The following is a 16,364-nucleotide window of genomic DNA, read 5'->3' as shown; positions in this document are numbered from 1 at the left end:
TAAGGCTTAGCGGCGGCGGATTGAGCGGGTGACCGTGAAAGTGGAGTTGCGCGCCAGCTGCTGCGTGGGGCCGATGCGGCTGGCCAGTTCGCTGCGGTAGCGCAGGTGCGAGTTGAACACGCAGATCAGCTCGCCACCCTCGGCCAAGACCCGGGCTGCCTCATCGAACAGCTTCAGCGCGATGCCCGCGTGCACGGTATTGCCGATGTGGAAGGGCGGATTCAGCGTGATCAGCGTGGCGCTGGCATCCGGGTGGCGGCTGAGGCCATCGTCCTGGACGGCGGTGATCCGCGCGGACAGGTGGTTGGCTTGCGCGGACAGCCCGGTGGAGGCCACCGCGGAGGCCGAATGATCGGAGGCATCCACGAGCAACGCCGGGTGGGTGAGTGCTGCATACACGCCGATGGAACCGTTGCCGCAGGCCAGATCGAGCAAGCGTGTGTGGCCGGACAGGTCGGGCAGGTTTTCCAGCAGCAGCGCGGTGCCCGGATCCAGGCGTTGTGCCCCGAAGGTGGCAGCTCCGGCAGTCAGGGTGAATGCTGTCCCGTTGACCTGGTGCGTGGCGGATCGTGGGTAGCTATGGGAGTGTGCCGTGGGCAGCGGGGCGCTGGCGGTCAGCACGCGCGCCTTCTGCCGGGCCAGGGAGACCTCGAGGGTGGAAAAATAGGTGGCCAGGGTCTGGTTCATCGTGCGGTTCATATGCTTGAGCATGCCGCCGGCATGCACCACGGCCTGCGAACTCGCGGCTGAGGCGATCGCGGAGGCCTGTTCGTCGAGCACGTCACCTCCGCGCGGCAGACGCAGCAGCACCAAGGTGGCGTCGGCCGCGACAGTGTCGAGCGCACAGAATTCGAGCTGCGCCACCTGCTGCGGGGCCAGCGCCTGCAGGTTCGCGGTGATCGCGCGCCGTGCGGTGAGCGAGTCGGTATGCACCCGCACGTGAGTTGCCCCGGCGGACAGCGCGCCCAGGCTCAGCGCGCCATACTGATCACCGACGATGGAAACGGTGTGCGGCCAGGCGTGGACCGTGTCCAGCATGAGCCGGTCCGCGGCGTCGTGGGCGAAGAGGTTTTCGCCTTCGACCTCTGGCCAGCGGCGTAGTTTGTTCAGCAGTTCGTGAGTCATGAATCCACCCAGGTGGTGTGCGAGGCGCGCAGGATTCCGGCGCCGGAGGTGAGTGTGGCGATCAACGTGTGAAGCTGTTCGCTGGCTGCCGGTCCATCATTGATGCCGATGCTCAGCACCGCGTGCGCGTCGCCCCAGTGGGTGTCGCCCAGCTGGTAACCGGCGGAGCGCAGCTCGTTTTCGTAGCGTGCTGCCAGCGCATGCTCGGCGGGCAGCTCAAAAATGCGCAGGCGTTGGCGGGTGGTCAGGGCGGCGTGGTCGAGCGCTTGGGAGACGGAGTCCGAGTAGGCGCGCACCAACCCGCCGGCGCCGAGTTTGATGCCGCCGAAGTAGCGCACGGTCACGGCGAGGATATCGGAGAGGTCCGAACCCTGCCCGGTATCGCGTTTGGCCAGCGCGTCGAGCATCGGGATGCCGGCGGTGCCCGAAGGCTCCCCGTCGTCGTTCGAACGCTGGGCCATCCGATCGGGCCCGATGATGAAAGCGCTGCAGTGGTGGCGGGCGTCGAAATGGGTTTTGCGCAGGGCAGCGATATGCGTCCGGGCCTCCGCCTCGGCCTCGACGCGGAACAGGTAGGTGATGAACCGCGAGCGCTTGATCTCGACCTCGTGCACACTGTCGCGTCGCAGCGTGGTGTAGCTGGTGGCGGCCGAGTCGTTGGTGTTCATCGTACTTAGTTTATAGGGTGGTAGCCATGATGCATGTGGGACTGACCGGCGGCGTGGCTTCCGGCAAATCGGTAGTGGCAGCGCAATTGGCGAAGCTCGGTGCGGTGCTGATCGACGCGGACAAGCTCGCCCGTGAGGTAGTTGCGCCCGGAACGCCGGGCCTGGAAGCGATTCGCGAGGCCTTCGGAGAGGACGTTTTCGCCGCCGACGGGTCGCTGGACCGAGCTGCGCTCGGTGCGCTCGTCTTCGGCGATGAGGCGCAGCGGTTGAAGCTGAACGCAATCGTGCACCCGCTGGTGCGCGCCGAGGCTAACCGCCTGCGTGCTGGCGCGGCGGAAGCGGCGGTCGTGGTCGAAGACATCCCGTTGCTTGTCGAATCGGGGCAGGCGGACCGCTTTGATGTGGTCATCGTGGTGCAGGCCCCCCGAGCTGAGCGGATTCGCCGGATGGTTGAAGACCGCGGCTGGAGCGAGGCCGAGGCGCTCTCGCGGATGGCCGCACAGGCCAGCGACGCTGATCGCGCGGCAATCGCCGATCATCTGCTGAAAAATGATGGGACACTTGAAGAACTCCAAGCGCAAGTGGCCGAACTATTTACGAAGGGCTTAAACCGCTGATGCAGAAAATTTCGAAGTGGACGATGTTCGGCAGTTTTGCCGTGGCATTGGTGCTGTGGTTGGGCTTTGGCGGCCGCGCCGAATTTGTTGGCTCCGCCGGTCCGTACTCGCCGGTGGTGTATATCTCCGGATGGCTTGCCCTGCTCGGGCTGATCGCGGCCACCGTGCTCACCGTGACTTTTTTCGGCGGGCAGATTCGCCGGACCGCTACGCGCACCGCGATTCGCTCCGGAATGCGCCTAGGCGGCAAGTAATTTCGCGATCGGCATGCGCTGGGGCGTAGGCGAGTGCCGGTGCGCCTCGTTATGCTGGAACCATGAGCCTTGCACAGCCGATCAAGCGCGTCGTCGCCCCCTTTGAAGTCATCAGCGAATACACCCCCGCCGGAGATCAGCCCACCGCCATCGCGGAGCTGACGCAAAGACTCAACGGCGGCGAGAAGGATATCGTGCTGCTTGGCGCCACCGGCACCGGTAAGTCTGCGACCACCGCGTGGCTTGTCGAACAGGTGCAGCGCCCCACCCTGGTGCTGGTGCAGAATAAGACGCTCGCCGCGCAGCTGGCCAACGAGTTCCGCGAGCTGATGCCGAACAATGCGATCGAATACTTCGTCTCCTACTACGACTACTACCAGCCCGAGGCCTACGTCGCGCAGACCGATACCTTCATCGAGAAGGATTCCTCGGTCAACGAGGAGGTCGAGCGCTTGCGCCACTCGGCGACCAATTCGCTGCTCACCCGCCGGGACGTGATCGTCGTCGCCACGGTTTCCTGCATCTACGGCCTGGGTACGCCGGAGGAATATGTGGAGGGCATGGTCACGGTGCGCCGCGGCGAGGAGCTGAACCGCGACGCGATGCTGCGCCAGTTCGTGGCCATGCAGTACACCCGAAACGACATGGACTTCCACCGCGGGACCTTCCGGGTGCGCGGGGATACCGTGGAGATCATCCCGATGTACGAGGAGCAGGCGCTGCGCATCGAGTTCTTCGGCGACGAGGTGGAGGCGATCTACACCCTGCACCCGGTGACCGGGGAGGTCATCCGCGAGGAGACCGAAATGTACATCTTCCCGGCCAGCCACTATGTCGCCGGCGCCGAGCGCATGCACAAGGCGATCAAGACCATCGAGGACGAGCTGGCTGCGCGGCTGAAAGAACTTGAGTCGCAGAATAAGCTTGTCGAGGCTCAGCGGTTGCGCATGCGCACCACCTATGACCTGGAAATGATGGAGCAGATGGGCTTCTGCAACGGCATCGAGAACTATTCGCGGCATATCGACGGCCGCGAGTCGGGTAGCGCCCCGCACTGCTTGATCGACTATTTCCCCGATGACTTCCTGCTGGTGATCGACGAGTCGCATGTGACGGTGCCGCAGATCGGCGCCATGTACGAGGGCGATATGTCGCGCAAGCGCAACCTGGTCGAGCATGGTTTCCGGCTCCCTTCGGCCATGGACAACCGACCGCTGAAGTGGGATGAGTTCCTCGAACGCGTCGGACAGACCGTGTACCTTTCGGCGACCCCGGGCAAATACGAGCTGGGCAAGGCCGATGGATTCGTCGAACAGATCATCCGTCCCACAGGGCTGATCGACCCGGAGATCATCGTGAAGCCCACCAAGGGGCAGATCGATGACCTGCTCGACGAGATCCGCGTGCGCGTGACGCGCAATGAGCGCGTGCTGGTGACCACGCTGACCAAGCGGATGGCCGAAGACCTGACCGACTACCTGACCGAACACCAGATCCGGGTGCAGTACCTGCACTCGGATGTGGATACCATCCGACGCGTGGAGCTGTTGCGCGAGCTGCGCATGGGCTCCTTCGACGTGCTGGTGGGCATCAACCTGCTGCGTGAGGGACTTGACCTTCCCGAGGTGTCGCTGGTGACGATCCTGGATGCTGACAAGCAGGGCTTCTTGCGTTCGGCGACCAGCCTGATCCAGACGATCGGACGCGCAGCGCGCAACGTGTCCGGGCAGGTGATCATGTACGCGGATAAGATCACCGACGCGATGGCGAAGGCCATCGAGGAAACCAATCGCCGACGGGAAATCCAGCGGGCGCACAACGAGAAGCATGGGATCGATCCGACTCCGTTGCGCAAGAAGATCGCGGATATCACCGATCAGCTGGCCCGCGAGGATGCTGACACCCAGGAGCTGCTGAGCAACAACCGGCTGGCCAAGGACGCGAAGCGCAGGGCCGCGCCGATCCGCAAGGACGGTTTGGCTGCGGCCCCGGCCGAAGACCTGCTCGGGCAGATCGAGCAGATGACCGAGCAGATGCATGCAGCTGCGGCCGAACTGCAGTTCGAGCTGGCTGCGCGCATTCGCGATGAGGTGGGGGAATTGAAGAAGGAACTGCGCCAAATGAAGGACGCTGGCCACGCTTAACACAATGTTAATCAACGCCGGATGACCGTCCGCTGACTAGCGTGGATAGATGCTATGGGGGTGCCGCGAGTGCGGTGCCTCCAGGGTGAGGCACACTAGGTTTGAAGTGTGTGAGGTTGCTTTAGGCTACAATTGAATCTCGTACGTAGGGGAGTATCCCAAATGCTGTGAACGTCAACACGCGAACCATTGAAGTTTCGCCGGGCGCAGCAGCCGAACAAGAATTAGTTCTTGACGGCGGAGAGACTTGCGAATCTTTGTCCTACCCTTACGACGAAAGGCTGCTCTTCTATGGGTGCTTCAGGGTTAACACTCCAATTTGAAATCATTGCCTTGGTGGCGCTCTGCGTTGTCTTGCTGCTTGATTTGCTCTATGTGGTCAAGCGGCCGCACGAACCATCGATGAAGGAAGCCGGACTTTTCGTCGGCTTCTACATTACTTTGGCGTTGATCTTCGGTGGCATTGTCTGGTGGCAGGCAGGCTCCCAGCTAGGCCAGGAATTCTACGCCGGCTGGATTACCGAATACTCGTTGTCCATTGACAACCTCTTTGTCTTCATCATCATCATGACCCGCTTTGCGGTGCCGCGTAAGTACCAGCAAGAGGTGCTGATGTTCGGCATCATCATCGCGCTGGTGTTGCGCGCAATCTTCATTCTTGCCGGTGCTGCGATGATCGAGCACTTCTCGTGGGTCTTCTACATCTTCGGTGCGTTCTTGCTGTGGACCGCATGGCACCAGCTGAAGGACGAAGACGACGAGGACGAAGAAAGCGATAGCGGTCTGGTCAAGAAGCTGACCAGCAAGATGCCATTCGCCAAGGACTACGACGGCAACAAGCTGCGTACCGTGGTTGACGGCAAGAAGCTGTTCACTCCAATGGTGATGGTCTTCATTACCATCGGCATGACCGACCTGTTGTTCGCCGTGGACTCGATTCCTGCGATCTTCGGTCTGACCAACTCGGCCTTCATCGTGTTCACCGCGAACATCTTCGCGCTGATGGGTCTGCGCCAGTTGTACTTCCTGCTCGGTGGTTTGATGAACCGCCTGGTGTTCCTGAAGCATGCACTGAGCTTCATCCTGGCCTTCATCGGCGTCAAGCTGGTGCTCCACGCACTGCACACCAACGAACTGCCGTTCATCAATGGTGGCGAAGGCTTTGCTTGGGCTCCAGAGATCCCAACTTCCATCTCGCTGATTGTTATTCTGGCGACCATCGTGATCGCTACGGTCTTGTCGCTGTGGACCCCTCTGGGTCGTAACGCGGCAGCCAAGGCCGAAGCTGTGGCAGCCGAAAAGGCTGCAGCTCATGCATCGATCGAACGCGATCAGGAACCGGGCAACTAGTCCGCACCTAAGCGCGAGGAATTTACCCGCTGCATTTCATCTTCCAGATGGAATGTGGCGGGTTTTTCTGTTCCCTGGGTAACTTTAAATGCTTATTTGCATAGTCTGCCTATGTAATTCTGCTATGTTGAAACTATGACAAGCGAAGAAAATCCCCTGGCTGGCCTCGCGGGAGGTCTGACGCTCTTCTCCGGTGCGATGTCCCGGCTGCTCGGCCAAGCCGCTGGTGATGGACGATCGGTCACCAGTTGGCGTGTGCTGTCTGTGCTCCACCGGCAGGGACCGCAACGCGTGGGGGATCTGGCCGTACAACAGCGCATCGCCCAACCGAGCATGACCGGGTTGGTGACACGCCTGGACAAAGACGGCCTGGTAGAACGTTCTGCCGACCCGCAAGACGGCCGCGCCTCGCTTGTCTCGGTGACCGAGCTCGGAATCCAGGAGCTCACGGCGTACAAGCAGCGTGCAATCAACGCGTTGACCGGCAGCATCGAAGCGATGACCGAGCAGGAGCGCGAGACGCTCGACCGTGCCCTACCGCTGCTCGAACGTCTGGTGCTGGAGTTGACCGATAATCTGGATCGCTAGCTACGCGCCGCACCTGCCAAAACAACTAAGAATTCTCAGAAGCTGGCTTTATGACGAAAAATACTCAATCGCGCAACTCGCTGTTGCACCAACCAAAATCCGTGTGGGCCATCGCGTTCGCTTGCATGGTCTCGTTCATGGGCATCGGCTTGGTCGATCCGATTCTTCCGGCGATCAGCCGGGACCTGGAAGCCACGGCCTCGCAAACCATGCTGCTGTTCACCAGCTACCTGTTCATCACCGGATTGGCGATGTTCTTCACCAGCTGGGTCTCCACGCTGATCGGAGTGAAGAAAACACTGCTCGGCGGGCTGGTGCTCATCGTGCTCTTTTCCGCGCTGGCTGGCGCCAGCGGATCGATTAACCAGATTCTCGCCTACCGCGCCGGCTGGGGTCTGGGCAATGCGCTGTTCATCTCCACGGCTTTGGCCGCCATTGTTGGTGCCGCCAGCGGTGGCAGCCGGCAGGCGATCGTGCTCTACGAGGCGGCTCTGGGCGTGGGAATGGCGGTCGGGCCGCTGCTGGGCGGGGTGCTTGGCAGCCTGTCCTGGCGCGGGCCGTTCTTCGGGACCGCAACGCTGATGGCGATCGGCCTCATCGCGATCCTCGCCTTCCTCAGCTTGCCGCAAGCACCCGCTAACCAGATGAAAATCTCTCCATGGGCAAGCTTCAGCGCCCTGCGAAATCCAGCTCTGCGCACCATGGCGCTCACCGCAGTGCTGTATAACTTCGGGTTCTTTACGTTGCTGGCCTACTCGCCCTACCCGCTGGAAGCCGCCGCCGCGAAGCAAGGATTCGAATTTGGCGCCGCGGAACTGGGCTGGGTATTCTTCGGCTGGGGACTGGCACTTGCCATCACCTCGGTGCTCGTCGCGCCGTTGCTGACTCGTCGCTTTGGCCTGCGCCCAATCATGTTTGTCGCACTGAGCCTGTTGGGAGTCCTGCTCGCCTTGATGGCGGTGTTCCATACGCATCTGGTGGCGCTCGTCGCGCTGATTGTCGTCGCCGGCCTAGTTCTGGGCGTCCTCAACACCGCGCTAACCGAGGCGGTGATGGAAGCCACCGACCTTCCCCGGAACGTGGCAAGTTCCACCTATTCCGGCGTGCGTTTCCTGGGCGGTGCAATCGCTCCTGCGGTTGCCGGTCCAATTGCCGCGGCCATGGGAGCAGGCGCACCCTATTGGTTTGGTGCAGCGGCCGTATTCGCCTCAATCTTGGTGCTGGCACTGCTCGGCGGGCATCTGTCCCACCTCGGTGCCGGAGAGCACGCGGGCACCGAGGAAATAGCTGCCGCCGATTCGGTGGCTCCCACCGGTTCGACCCGCTGATCGGGCTTAAAACGATGCTGGGGCCTGACTTACCACTTATGGTAAATCAGGCCCCAGCCGTTTTTAGCTGATACCTAGTTCGTCGGAGTGAGGATGATGCGCAGTGGCGCGAGCAGCGCCTCTTCCTCTGCCGGCAGTCCGAAGGTTTCCGCCAACATCACGATGAACGCTCCGCCCATGGTTGGGTGCAGCATGTGGTGGTTGGTGTAGATCAACGGGATTTCGTCTTCGTCCTCGTCGGGGTCAACCTCGTAGGCCTCGGTATCGATGGGACGTGCCAATACCAAATGGTCGCCGTTCTCTACGAACAGCAGTTCGTAGCGGTAACCATCCTCGTAGAGCAACACGCTGTTCGGCTTGTCCGAAGGGCCGAAGTACTCGGGGTTCTCGGCCACGAAGGGCAGTTCGGAAACTTCCTGCCAATTCTGCGCTAAGGTCACGAAGTCGGTGAGGCGTTCGGCGAAGTCCTCGGCGGTGAGCGGGAACTCCGGGTCGAAGGTGTATACCGGCTCGAAATCCGCGTCCGAGTCATCCAACGCGGAGGTCGTGGCGAAGATCGCCTCACCATGCAGAACCAGTGCGAAGTCAATGTCGGACTCTACGAACTTGTAAACCAACGCGTCTTCTTCGGCGCGATCGAGCGTCATGTTGTATGGCAGGTGAGCGGCTGCGATGATGCCGTCAAACTCTTCGACCTTCGAGACCAGATCGTCTGGAACATCGACACCATTAATATTGTTTCCCATAGTGTTCCTTTCGACCTATATATCGGGCTAGCTGCCCTTGAGCGAAAACCTAGCACGCGCGGTGTGCGCGAATAGCATCCGCCACACCCGTTGAGCCAGAGGCCGCCAAAGCAAAGGCGCCAAGCAACTTCGAGGTTGGTTGACGCCGAGCTTGTGTGCCAGTCTAGCCACCACGGCGCACCGGCGATAGTGCTCAGTCGCCAGCCGCGGCCGTTTCCGGGTCTTCGCCGTTGGTCATAGCCAACAGCCGGCGGAAGATCGCCGGACCTTCATCGCCGATTCCGTCGTGGTGGAAATCCTCAGTCACCCACGTTTGCAGGCCCTTGACTTGGGAAGCGGTGCGCAACGACAGTTCGCGATCGACATAGACATCATCGTGGTAGACGGCGGCAGCGACCGGTACGGTATTGCGTGCGAGCACGTCGAGGTCGTAGAGCGGGCCGAAATGTTCGTGTTCAGCTAAAATTCGCGCCACCTCTTCGAGCGGACGCAATGCCGGATCTTCGGTGAAATGCCAGCGGTAGACCATCTCGCCGGTGAGCAGCGGGGTATCGGCATGCTCGGTGAATTCCGGATACTCCTCCAGAACCTGTTCGGCGGCCCAATTGGTGGCTTCCCCTTGGGCGTAGATGGATTCGTGCATCAGCGCGTAGAGCGGATTCGCGGCGAAGGAAACCTGAGCGTACAGGGTGGACAGGAAGGCGTCCGAGAGCCGCCAGCCGCCAGGAGTTGCCGAGAATGCCTCCTCGAACACGTGATGCAGCAGATGCACGCGGGTGTTGCCGCCGAGGAACATGCCGAGCATCTGAACTAACTGCACGGTGACCTTGCGCCCGTCGGGCAGCAGCTCGTCATCATTGTGCCGCAGATGCTCGTAGATCTTGTGCAGGGTGTCGAAGTCTTCCGGATACCAGGAGAAGTATTCGCGGTTGCGTTCGGCCATGCGCTGATAGGTGGCCCGATAAACGGTCTGCGCATCGGCATCCAAGGAGGCAAGTCCGCCGGTGACCAGGCTGCGTTCGAGGGATTCGGGGAACAACGACAGGTAGGTCAGCGTGCAGAATCCGCCGTAGCTCTGCCCGAAGGTGCTCCATTTCTCGATGCCCAGCTGCTCACGCAGCGCCTCGGCGTCGCGCACGATCGAATCGGCGCGGAAGTGCGTGAGGTAGCGCGCTTGGGCTGCCGCGTCGCCACGCAAGCCCAGGGTCTGGTGGTTCGCCGGGGTGGACAGGCCGGTGCCGCGTTGATCGAGCAGCAGGACGCGGAAGTGCTTGGTCGCTTCGGCCAGCCAGCCGGACAAGGAGCCGGGGCGCGGAGATTTCCCTCCCGGACCGCCCTGCAGGAACAGCAGCCATGGCTTGCCGGCATCGGTGCTGATTTCGCGGGCGAAGACGGTGATTTTCTCGCCGACTGCGCTTCCATGCTCCAGCGGCACTTCGACGCGGTGCTCGGTTACGTCCATCCCTCGGTAGTGAATCATCGGGCCATCTCCTCTAATGCAGGGCCGTCAAGGCGGCGAGTGCTCCAACCGTCCATGGTGGACGAGCGGATCGAATCGTAGAAGGCGATCGCCGGGGCATTCCAGTCCAGTACCGCCCACTCTAGGCGGCGGTAGCCACGCTCCACGCAGATCTGTGCCAAGGTCTTGAGCAACGCGGTGCCGGTGCCCTTGCCACGTTCGGTTTCCTGCACGTACAGGTCCTCCAGGTGAATGCCGTGGCGTCCTTCCCATGTGGAGTAGGTCGGGAACCACATGGCGATTCCGACAACCAATCCGGACTCGTCTTCGGCGACGTGAGTGAAGACCTTTGGAGCATCGCCGAAGAGATGCTCCTCCAGATCTGCGACGGTGTTTTTCACGGCGTTTGGTTCTTTTTCATACACCGCCAGCTCTTGGATCAAGTCAAGGATTCGCGGGCAGTCCGCGCGGCGCGCTTCTCTGATTTGTGGCATGTGTTTAAGCTTACCGCCGTCGTGCGGCTATAACGTCGGTGACCAGTCCTAAGGTGGAATCCATGATGGGTGGACACCACGCCATGAGCGGCGCAGCCGCATGGCTAGCAATAACAACTCCGGTGACCGTTGGATCCGTGAACCTGGGATTCGGCACGTTGCATATGGAGCGGTGGGAAACCCTTGCGGGGGCGATCGTTTGCGCAGGCGCGGCCCTGCTGCCCGACGCCGACCACCACAAGGCCACGATCGCGCGCTCCCTGCCACCGATTTCGAATCTCCTGACTCGGATTATCGGCAAGGTCGCCGGCGGCCACCGTAACGGTACCCACTCTATTCTGGGAATCTTGTTCTTCATTTTTGTTGCCTGGCTAGCCGACTCGTGGTCTGTGGAAGTTGCCCAGCTCGGAGTGGTTTACCCCGGCGCCGCGCTCTTCGCCATCCTGCTGATTTCCTTCGCGGTGAAGAGCGTGAAATTCATGCCGCCCTTGCTGTGCTGGGTGATTGCGCTGGCTGCCGGGGCGTTCGTGGGAATGAATGCTCCCGTCGAAAGAGCATGGTTCCCGCTGGCGGTGACCGTCGGGGTGATCGTGCACATTCTGGGGGATATGCTCACCATCGGCGGGTGCAACTTGCTGTGGCCAATTAAAATAGGAGCCCCGCGGTGGTTCCGCAGGATCCCGGTCATCGGGGATTGCTGGAAAGCTAACGGGCGGGTCGCATTGCCGATCCTCGCGGAAACCGGTTCGAAGGCCGAATGGATCCTTGCCAGCCTCCTGACTTCCTATGTCGCCATCGCGATCATCTTGGCCTAGCGGGCGCGCTCATACTCGGTGAACGAGACGCCGGTATTAAAAGTACGCGTGTTCAGGTGGGTAAAGGGCAACGCGGTGTAGTCGGCATCGCCGAACAGCGGAATCCCCGAGCCGAAAACCAACGGATAGCGTTTGAGGATGAGCGTGTCGATTTCTTCGCGGAGCGCCTGAGCTAGTTGCCCGCCGCCGCAAAGATAGATATCAAGCCCGTCCTCCTGTTTCAGTTCGCGTACTTTGCTCACCGGATCATTGATCAGCTCAATATGCTCAGGAACCGAGCGTGCGGATCGTGAAACTACTACCTGCCGGAGATGGGTGTAGGGACTATCGATGCCGCCGTAAGTTTCGGGATTGTAGGTGTTCCAGCCCATCAGCACCGTATCGAATTTGGTCCCCGGGGCGCTGGTGCCAAGGGCGCGGTGAATATGTGCGGGTATCGCGTCGGCGTATTCGGTAATGATTGCTTGCATATGGTCACCCTCGGTGGGAAACGCCGTGAAGTCACCATCGGGTGCGGCGATAAAACCGTCCAGGCTCACCGCCACGAAATAAACAAGTTTTCGACTCATCGTGCACATCCTTCGGCCTAACGGTACCGGCTCAGCAATTTTCAAAATGCTAACACGCACGACAAGCGGTGGCTAGAAAGCCGAGTTTTGCAGTGTGCTCAGAGTGAAAGCTCTTTTTTGTGGCATCCACCACTGCTGTACTTGGGAACATGAAACTTCTTGTGCTTGGCGGTACCGTGTTCCTTTCGCAGTACGTGGCCCAATTCGCGTTGGATGCCGGGCATCTAGTGACATGCGCTGCCCGTGGGGAAAGCGGGATTGCTCCGCAGGGCAGCGAGTTCATTTACTGGGACCGGAACGATCCGGCGCCAGCCGAACTCGCCACCTTGCAATTCGACGCGGTTATCGATGTCTCGCGGACCCCCGCGCACGTGCGCCGCGCAACGCAAGAACTCAGTGCAGATCATTGGGTCTTCGTGTCCACCATATCCGTGTATTCGGACCTGTCGCTGCCCGGTGGGTCGCCCACCAACGCCAAGCTATTCGAACCGCTCGAAAGCGACGGGGGACAGACGACAGCCGAGACCTATGGGGCGATGAAGGTTGCCTGCGAGCAACTCGTCCATGAGCATCAAGCCACAGCCGCGATCATCCGACCGGGACTGCTCGTCGGGCCCAAGGACCCCACAGGCAGGTTCAGCTACTGGCCAGAGCATGCGGCGCGCAGCTTAGACGACGGCTTCGACCTGCTGGTGCCGCTTGCAGCCGAAGACCCGGTGCAAGTACTTGACGCGCGTGATCTTGCGATCTGGCTCATCGAGCTCGCCGAGGAAAAATCCAGCGGAACCTTTGACGCGGTGGGCCCGGCAACTTCGCGCCGCCAATTCATCGCGCAGATCTTTCAGGCGCTGGAAGGTGAGCCAAGGGTGCACTGGGCTGACGCTGCGTCGCTACACGATCAGGGCGTCGTGCCATGGAGCGGGGAAAGGTCGCTTCCGCTGTGGCTCCCTGATCCGGCAGTTGCCGGCATGCTTGATCGCGATCATCGTCCGGTTCAGCAAGCGGGGTTACGTGCCCGCAGCTTAGCGCAGACGACCGTTGACACGCTTCAATGGCTGCATGGAATCGACGGTGCGCGTACAGGCTTGAGCAGGGAAGAAGAGGTAACTATCCTCAGTAATTTGGCTACCGTTTCGCAGGGAACCAACCGATAGATCAGGTCCGCAGTGAACTTCGAAGTCACTGTTCCGCGGCCCGGGATGCTTCGCCGGTTTAGGGCTGGCTCAGGGCTTCCACCTGAGGCTGTGATTTCCAGCTCTGATACAGCAACCACGTGCCGCTAGCGGTTAACGCCAGCTGTAGCAGTGTGGCTAGTAGACCTTCCGCAGTAAACATCACCGCGTGATTACTAATGAGACTCAGCCATGCGAGAAACATGACGAAACTGCCGATCTTGCGCAGCCTGATTGGATTCATGGGACAAACAATACCGTCGAATCCCCATAACCGGTTAGCTGTGACAGGTTAATTTTCGCCAAACTTTTATCAGTGGATTTAGCAGCTGCGGCAAAGCTGCTCGAAGATGCCAAATAGCCCGTTGGACTAGGTTTTTTGAAAACTAGTTAACTCCAAGACAGCCTCGGCCGTCATTCACCTGTTGGGGTGCATGACGGCCGAGGCTGTCGCGGGCGAAAGCAGATGCTCGGGACTATCGCTCCAAAACTAGTCCAGTCGTCCCACCGCGGTCACCGTGACTACCGGTGCACCGAGTTCGTCGGAGTCGTCCAAGGAGATGGTGGCGTTGATTCCCCAGTCATGGTTTTCGTCCGGATCGGCGAAGATCTGGCGGACCTCCCAGATCCGGTTCGGCTTTTCCTTGATGACAAATAAGTTCGAGCCACGGCCGTTCGGCCCGTCGTCGATGTCCTCATGTTCCTCGAAGTAGCCGTCCATTGCTTCGGCCCAGGCATCGGAATCAAAACCATTGTGCCCATCAAGTTCGCCCAAGGCCTGATCTTGTTCATCGGCGAAGAGCTTGACCCGGCGGAACATCTCATTGCGAACCATCACGCGGAAGGCCCGCATATTGGTGGTGAGCTTCTCCGGGGCAGGGGGAGTGATCTCGGTTTCCTCGTGCAGTTCACCGCGGGAGAGTTCCTCCCATTCGTCGAGCAGCGAGGAATCGATCTGGCGGATCAATTCGCCAAGCCACTCGATGAGGTCTTCCAGGTCTTCACGCAGCGAATCCTGCGGGACCGTCTGGCGCAGGGCCTTGTACGCATCGGTCAGGTAGCGCAGCAGCACGCCCTCCGAGCGAGCCAACTGGTAGTACTGGACGAAGTCCGAGAAACCCATGGCTCGTTCGTACATGTCGCGCACGACCGACTTTGGCTGCAGCTCGAAGTCGGCCAACCAAGGGGCACCAGAACGGTACTGCTCGAAGGCCGCCTCAAGTTTCTCCGCCAGCGGCTGCGGGTAGGTGACCTCTTCCAAGGCCGCCATCCGCGCGTCGTAGTCGAGGCCATCGGCCTTCATCGCGGCAATTGCCTCGCCGCGGGCCTTCTTCTCCTGGCCGGAGAGCACCTGACGGGGTTTCTCCAAGGTCGCCTCGATCACGGAAACTACATCCAGTGCGTAGCTTGGGGATTCGGGTTCGAAGAGTTCCAGGGCAGCCAAGGCGAATGGAGACAGCGGCTGGTTCAACGCAAAGTTCTGCTGCAGGTGCACGGTCAGCTCGTAATAGTTGCCGTATTCATCGGGCTCCGCGCGCCGCACCACCACGCCGGTAGCGATCAGCTCGCGCAGAATGCCCAGGGCACGCAGCTTCAACTTGCGCTGCGAGGTGGGAGTCTCATGGTTCTCGGTGAGCAAACGCCGGGCCGCCTCGAAAGCGTTGTCCTCGCGTTCGAGCAGGTTCAGCAGCATCGAGTGGGAGACCTGGAAGGAGGACTTCAGCGTTTCCGGATCCGCATGCACAATCTTGTCGTAGGTCTTCTCGCCCCAGGTGACGAAGTTCTGCGGCGGCTTCTTCTTCGGGATCTGCTTGAGCTTCGAAGAGCCCTCACCATGCTTCTTCAGCGCCTTTTCCATGGCCTTGTGGTTTTCGATCGCATGCTCGGGCGCCTGGACCAGCACGGTACCGGCGGTGTCGAAACCTGCACGTCCGGCGCGGCCGGCGATCTGGTGGAACTCGCGGGCGTTGAGGATGCGGGTGCGGGTGCCGTCGAACTTGGACAGCGCGGTGATCAGCACCGTGCGGATCGGCACGTTGATGCCCACTCCCAGGGTGTCGGTACCGCAGATGACCTTGAGCAGTCCGGCCTGGGCGAGCTGCTCGACCAGCCGGCGGTATTTAGGCAGCATGCCGGCGTGGTGCACGCCGATGCCGTGGCGCACCAGGCGGTTCAATGTCTTGCCGAACCCGGCGGCGAAGCGGAATCCGGCCACCAGTTCGGCGATGCGGTCCTTCTCCTCGCGGGTGCACACATTGATGCTCATCAAGCCGGTGGCGCGATCGATCGCGTCCAGCTGGGAGAAATGCACGATGTAGATCGGGACCTGCTGGGTTTTGATCAGTTCCTCGACGGCTTCCTGGACCGGTTCCATCGAGTAGTAGAAGTGCAGCGGGATGGGACGCTCGGAGTGCGCCACCGTCACGGTGGTTTTCCCGGTGCGATCTTCAAGTTCCTTCTCAAAACGGCTGACGTCGCCCAGGGTGGCACTCATCAAGAGGAACTGCGACTGCGGCAGCTCGATGAGCGGCAATTGCCAGGCCCAGCCGCGCTGTGGATCTGCGTAGAAGTGGAACTCGTCCATGATGACCACACCGGCATCCGCGCGGGAGCCTTCGCGCAATGCGATGTTTGCCAAGATCTCGGCGGTGCAGCAGATGATCGGCGCGTCGGCGTTCACCGAGGAATCGCCGGTGACCATGCCGACGTTTTCGGCTCCGAAGATCTTGCACAGGTCGAAGAACTTCTCGGACACCAGGGCCTTGATCGGGGCGGTGTAGAAGCTGATTTGGTCGCGGGACATTGCGTAGAAGTGCGCGGCAATGGCGACCAGCGATTTGCCCGAGCCGGTGGGCGTCGCCAGAATGACGTTGCTTCCGGCAGCCAAGGCCATCGAGGCCTCGTCCTGGGCGGGGTATAGGTCGATGCCGCGGGTGGTTACCCAGCGGCCAAAGGACTCGTAAATCTCGTCGTCGGAAACGTTCTTCGCATCTGCAGGCAGGTAATCGGTGAGCAACATGATGTTCTAAGCCTAT

The 16,364-nt window shown here is 60.9% G+C and carries 15 protein-coding genes; 8 read left to right on the top strand and 7 right to left on the bottom strand.

Annotation, left to right across the window (positions count from 1 at the left end):
* Window positions 1-6 precede the first annotated feature (6 nt).
* Both LG294_RS10575 and LG294_RS10570 read right to left on the bottom strand, forming a co-directional pair.
* Window positions 7-1,125 (bottom strand): class I SAM-dependent methyltransferase, encoded by a 1,119-nt coding sequence (locus LG294_RS10575; RefSeq protein ID WP_404285502.1) that lies wholly within the window; start codon window positions 1,123-1,125, stop codon window positions 7-9.
* Window positions 1,122-1,793 (bottom strand): YigZ family protein, encoded by a 672-nt coding sequence (locus LG294_RS10570; protein ID WP_404285501.1) that lies wholly within the window; start codon window positions 1,791-1,793, stop codon window positions 1,122-1,124. The genes LG294_RS10575 and LG294_RS10570 overlap by 4 nt, the downstream gene beginning before the upstream one ends.
* Before the next feature lie 26 nt (window positions 1,794-1,819).
* On the opposite strand from LG294_RS10570, the gene coaE reads away from it, so the two are divergent.
* The 6 genes from coaE (at window position 1,820) to LG294_RS10540 (ending at window position 8,074) form a co-directional block, all read left to right on the top strand.
* Window positions 1,820-2,410 (top strand): dephospho-CoA kinase, encoded by a 591-nt coding sequence (gene coaE, locus LG294_RS10565; protein ID WP_404285500.1) that lies wholly within the window; start codon window positions 1,820-1,822, stop codon window positions 2,408-2,410.
* A complete protein-coding gene (locus LG294_RS10560; RefSeq protein ID WP_404285499.1) occupies window positions 2,410-2,664 on the top strand; it encodes a hypothetical protein in 255 nt (84 codons plus the stop codon). Before coaE ends, LG294_RS10560 begins: the two co-directional genes overlap by 1 nt.
* 62 nt (window positions 2,665-2,726) lie before the next feature.
* Window positions 2,727-4,808 (top strand): excinuclease ABC subunit UvrB, encoded by a 2,082-nt coding sequence (gene uvrB / locus LG294_RS10555; protein ID WP_404285498.1) that lies wholly within the window; start codon window positions 2,727-2,729, stop codon window positions 4,806-4,808.
* Between the two features lie 291 nt (window positions 4,809-5,099).
* Window positions 5,100-6,158, top strand: a complete 1,059-nt coding sequence (locus tag LG294_RS10550; RefSeq protein ID WP_404285497.1) for a TerC family protein — start codon at window positions 5,100-5,102, stop codon at window positions 6,156-6,158.
* A gap of 135 nt (window positions 6,159-6,293) precedes the next feature.
* On the top strand, window positions 6,294-6,746 hold the full coding sequence (locus tag LG294_RS10545; protein ID WP_404285496.1) for a MarR family winged helix-turn-helix transcriptional regulator: 453 nt from the start codon (window positions 6,294-6,296) through the stop codon (window positions 6,744-6,746).
* Between the two features lie 50 nt (window positions 6,747-6,796).
* Window positions 6,797-8,074, top strand: a complete 1,278-nt coding sequence (locus tag LG294_RS10540; RefSeq protein ID WP_404285495.1) for an MFS transporter — start codon at window positions 6,797-6,799, stop codon at window positions 8,072-8,074.
* A gap of 74 nt (window positions 8,075-8,148) precedes the next feature.
* Here the strand turns inward: LG294_RS10540 and LG294_RS10535 are convergent, their stop codons facing one another.
* From LG294_RS10535 to LG294_RS10525, 3 genes are all read right to left on the bottom strand, one after another.
* Window positions 8,149-8,820 (bottom strand): hypothetical protein, encoded by a 672-nt coding sequence (locus LG294_RS10535; protein ID WP_404285494.1) that lies wholly within the window; start codon window positions 8,818-8,820, stop codon window positions 8,149-8,151.
* A 193-nt stretch (window positions 8,821-9,013) separates the two neighbouring features.
* Complete coding sequence (locus tag LG294_RS10530; RefSeq protein WP_404285493.1) at window positions 9,014-10,300, bottom strand: alpha/beta fold hydrolase; 1,287 nt, start codon at window positions 10,298-10,300, stop codon at window positions 9,014-9,016.
* Complete coding sequence (locus LG294_RS10525; protein ID WP_404285492.1) at window positions 10,297-10,773, bottom strand: GNAT family N-acetyltransferase; 477 nt, start codon at window positions 10,771-10,773, stop codon at window positions 10,297-10,299. The genes LG294_RS10530 and LG294_RS10525 overlap by 4 nt, the downstream gene beginning before the upstream one ends.
* A gap of 62 nt (window positions 10,774-10,835) precedes the next feature.
* On the opposite strand from LG294_RS10525, the gene LG294_RS10520 reads away from it, so the two are divergent.
* The gene (locus LG294_RS10520) at window positions 10,836-11,588 is read left to right on the top strand and encodes a metal-dependent hydrolase (protein WP_404285491.1); all 753 of its coding nucleotides are present in this window, start codon (window positions 10,836-10,838) and stop codon (window positions 11,586-11,588) included.
* Here LG294_RS10520 and LG294_RS10515 read toward each other — a convergent pair.
* Entirely contained in the window at window positions 11,585-12,157 is a 573-nt protein-coding gene (locus LG294_RS10515; RefSeq protein WP_404285490.1) for a dihydrofolate reductase family protein, read from the bottom strand. The two genes, LG294_RS10520 and LG294_RS10515, sit on opposite strands and share 4 nt — an antisense overlap.
* Before the next feature lie 119 nt (window positions 12,158-12,276).
* Here LG294_RS10515 and LG294_RS10510 point away from each other — a divergent pair, with 119 nt between their 5' ends.
* Window positions 12,277-13,311 (top strand): NAD-dependent epimerase/dehydratase family protein, encoded by a 1,035-nt coding sequence (locus tag LG294_RS10510; RefSeq protein WP_404285489.1) that lies wholly within the window; start codon window positions 12,277-12,279, stop codon window positions 13,309-13,311.
* Window positions 13,312-13,819: 508 nt separating this feature from the next.
* On the opposite strand, the gene LG294_RS10505 is transcribed toward LG294_RS10510, so the two are convergent.
* Window positions 13,820-16,348, bottom strand: a complete 2,529-nt coding sequence (locus LG294_RS10505) for a DEAD/DEAH box helicase (protein ID WP_404285488.1) — start codon at window positions 16,346-16,348, stop codon at window positions 13,820-13,822.
* Window positions 16,349-16,364 lie beyond the last annotated feature (16 nt).

Origin of the sequence: Glutamicibacter arilaitensis, assembly GCF_044793945.1 — a bacterium.
Classification (GTDB): Bacteria; Actinomycetota; Actinomycetes; order Actinomycetales; family Micrococcaceae; genus Glutamicibacter; species Glutamicibacter arilaitensis_B.
This window is presented reverse-complemented; position numbering and strand designations above follow the sequence as displayed.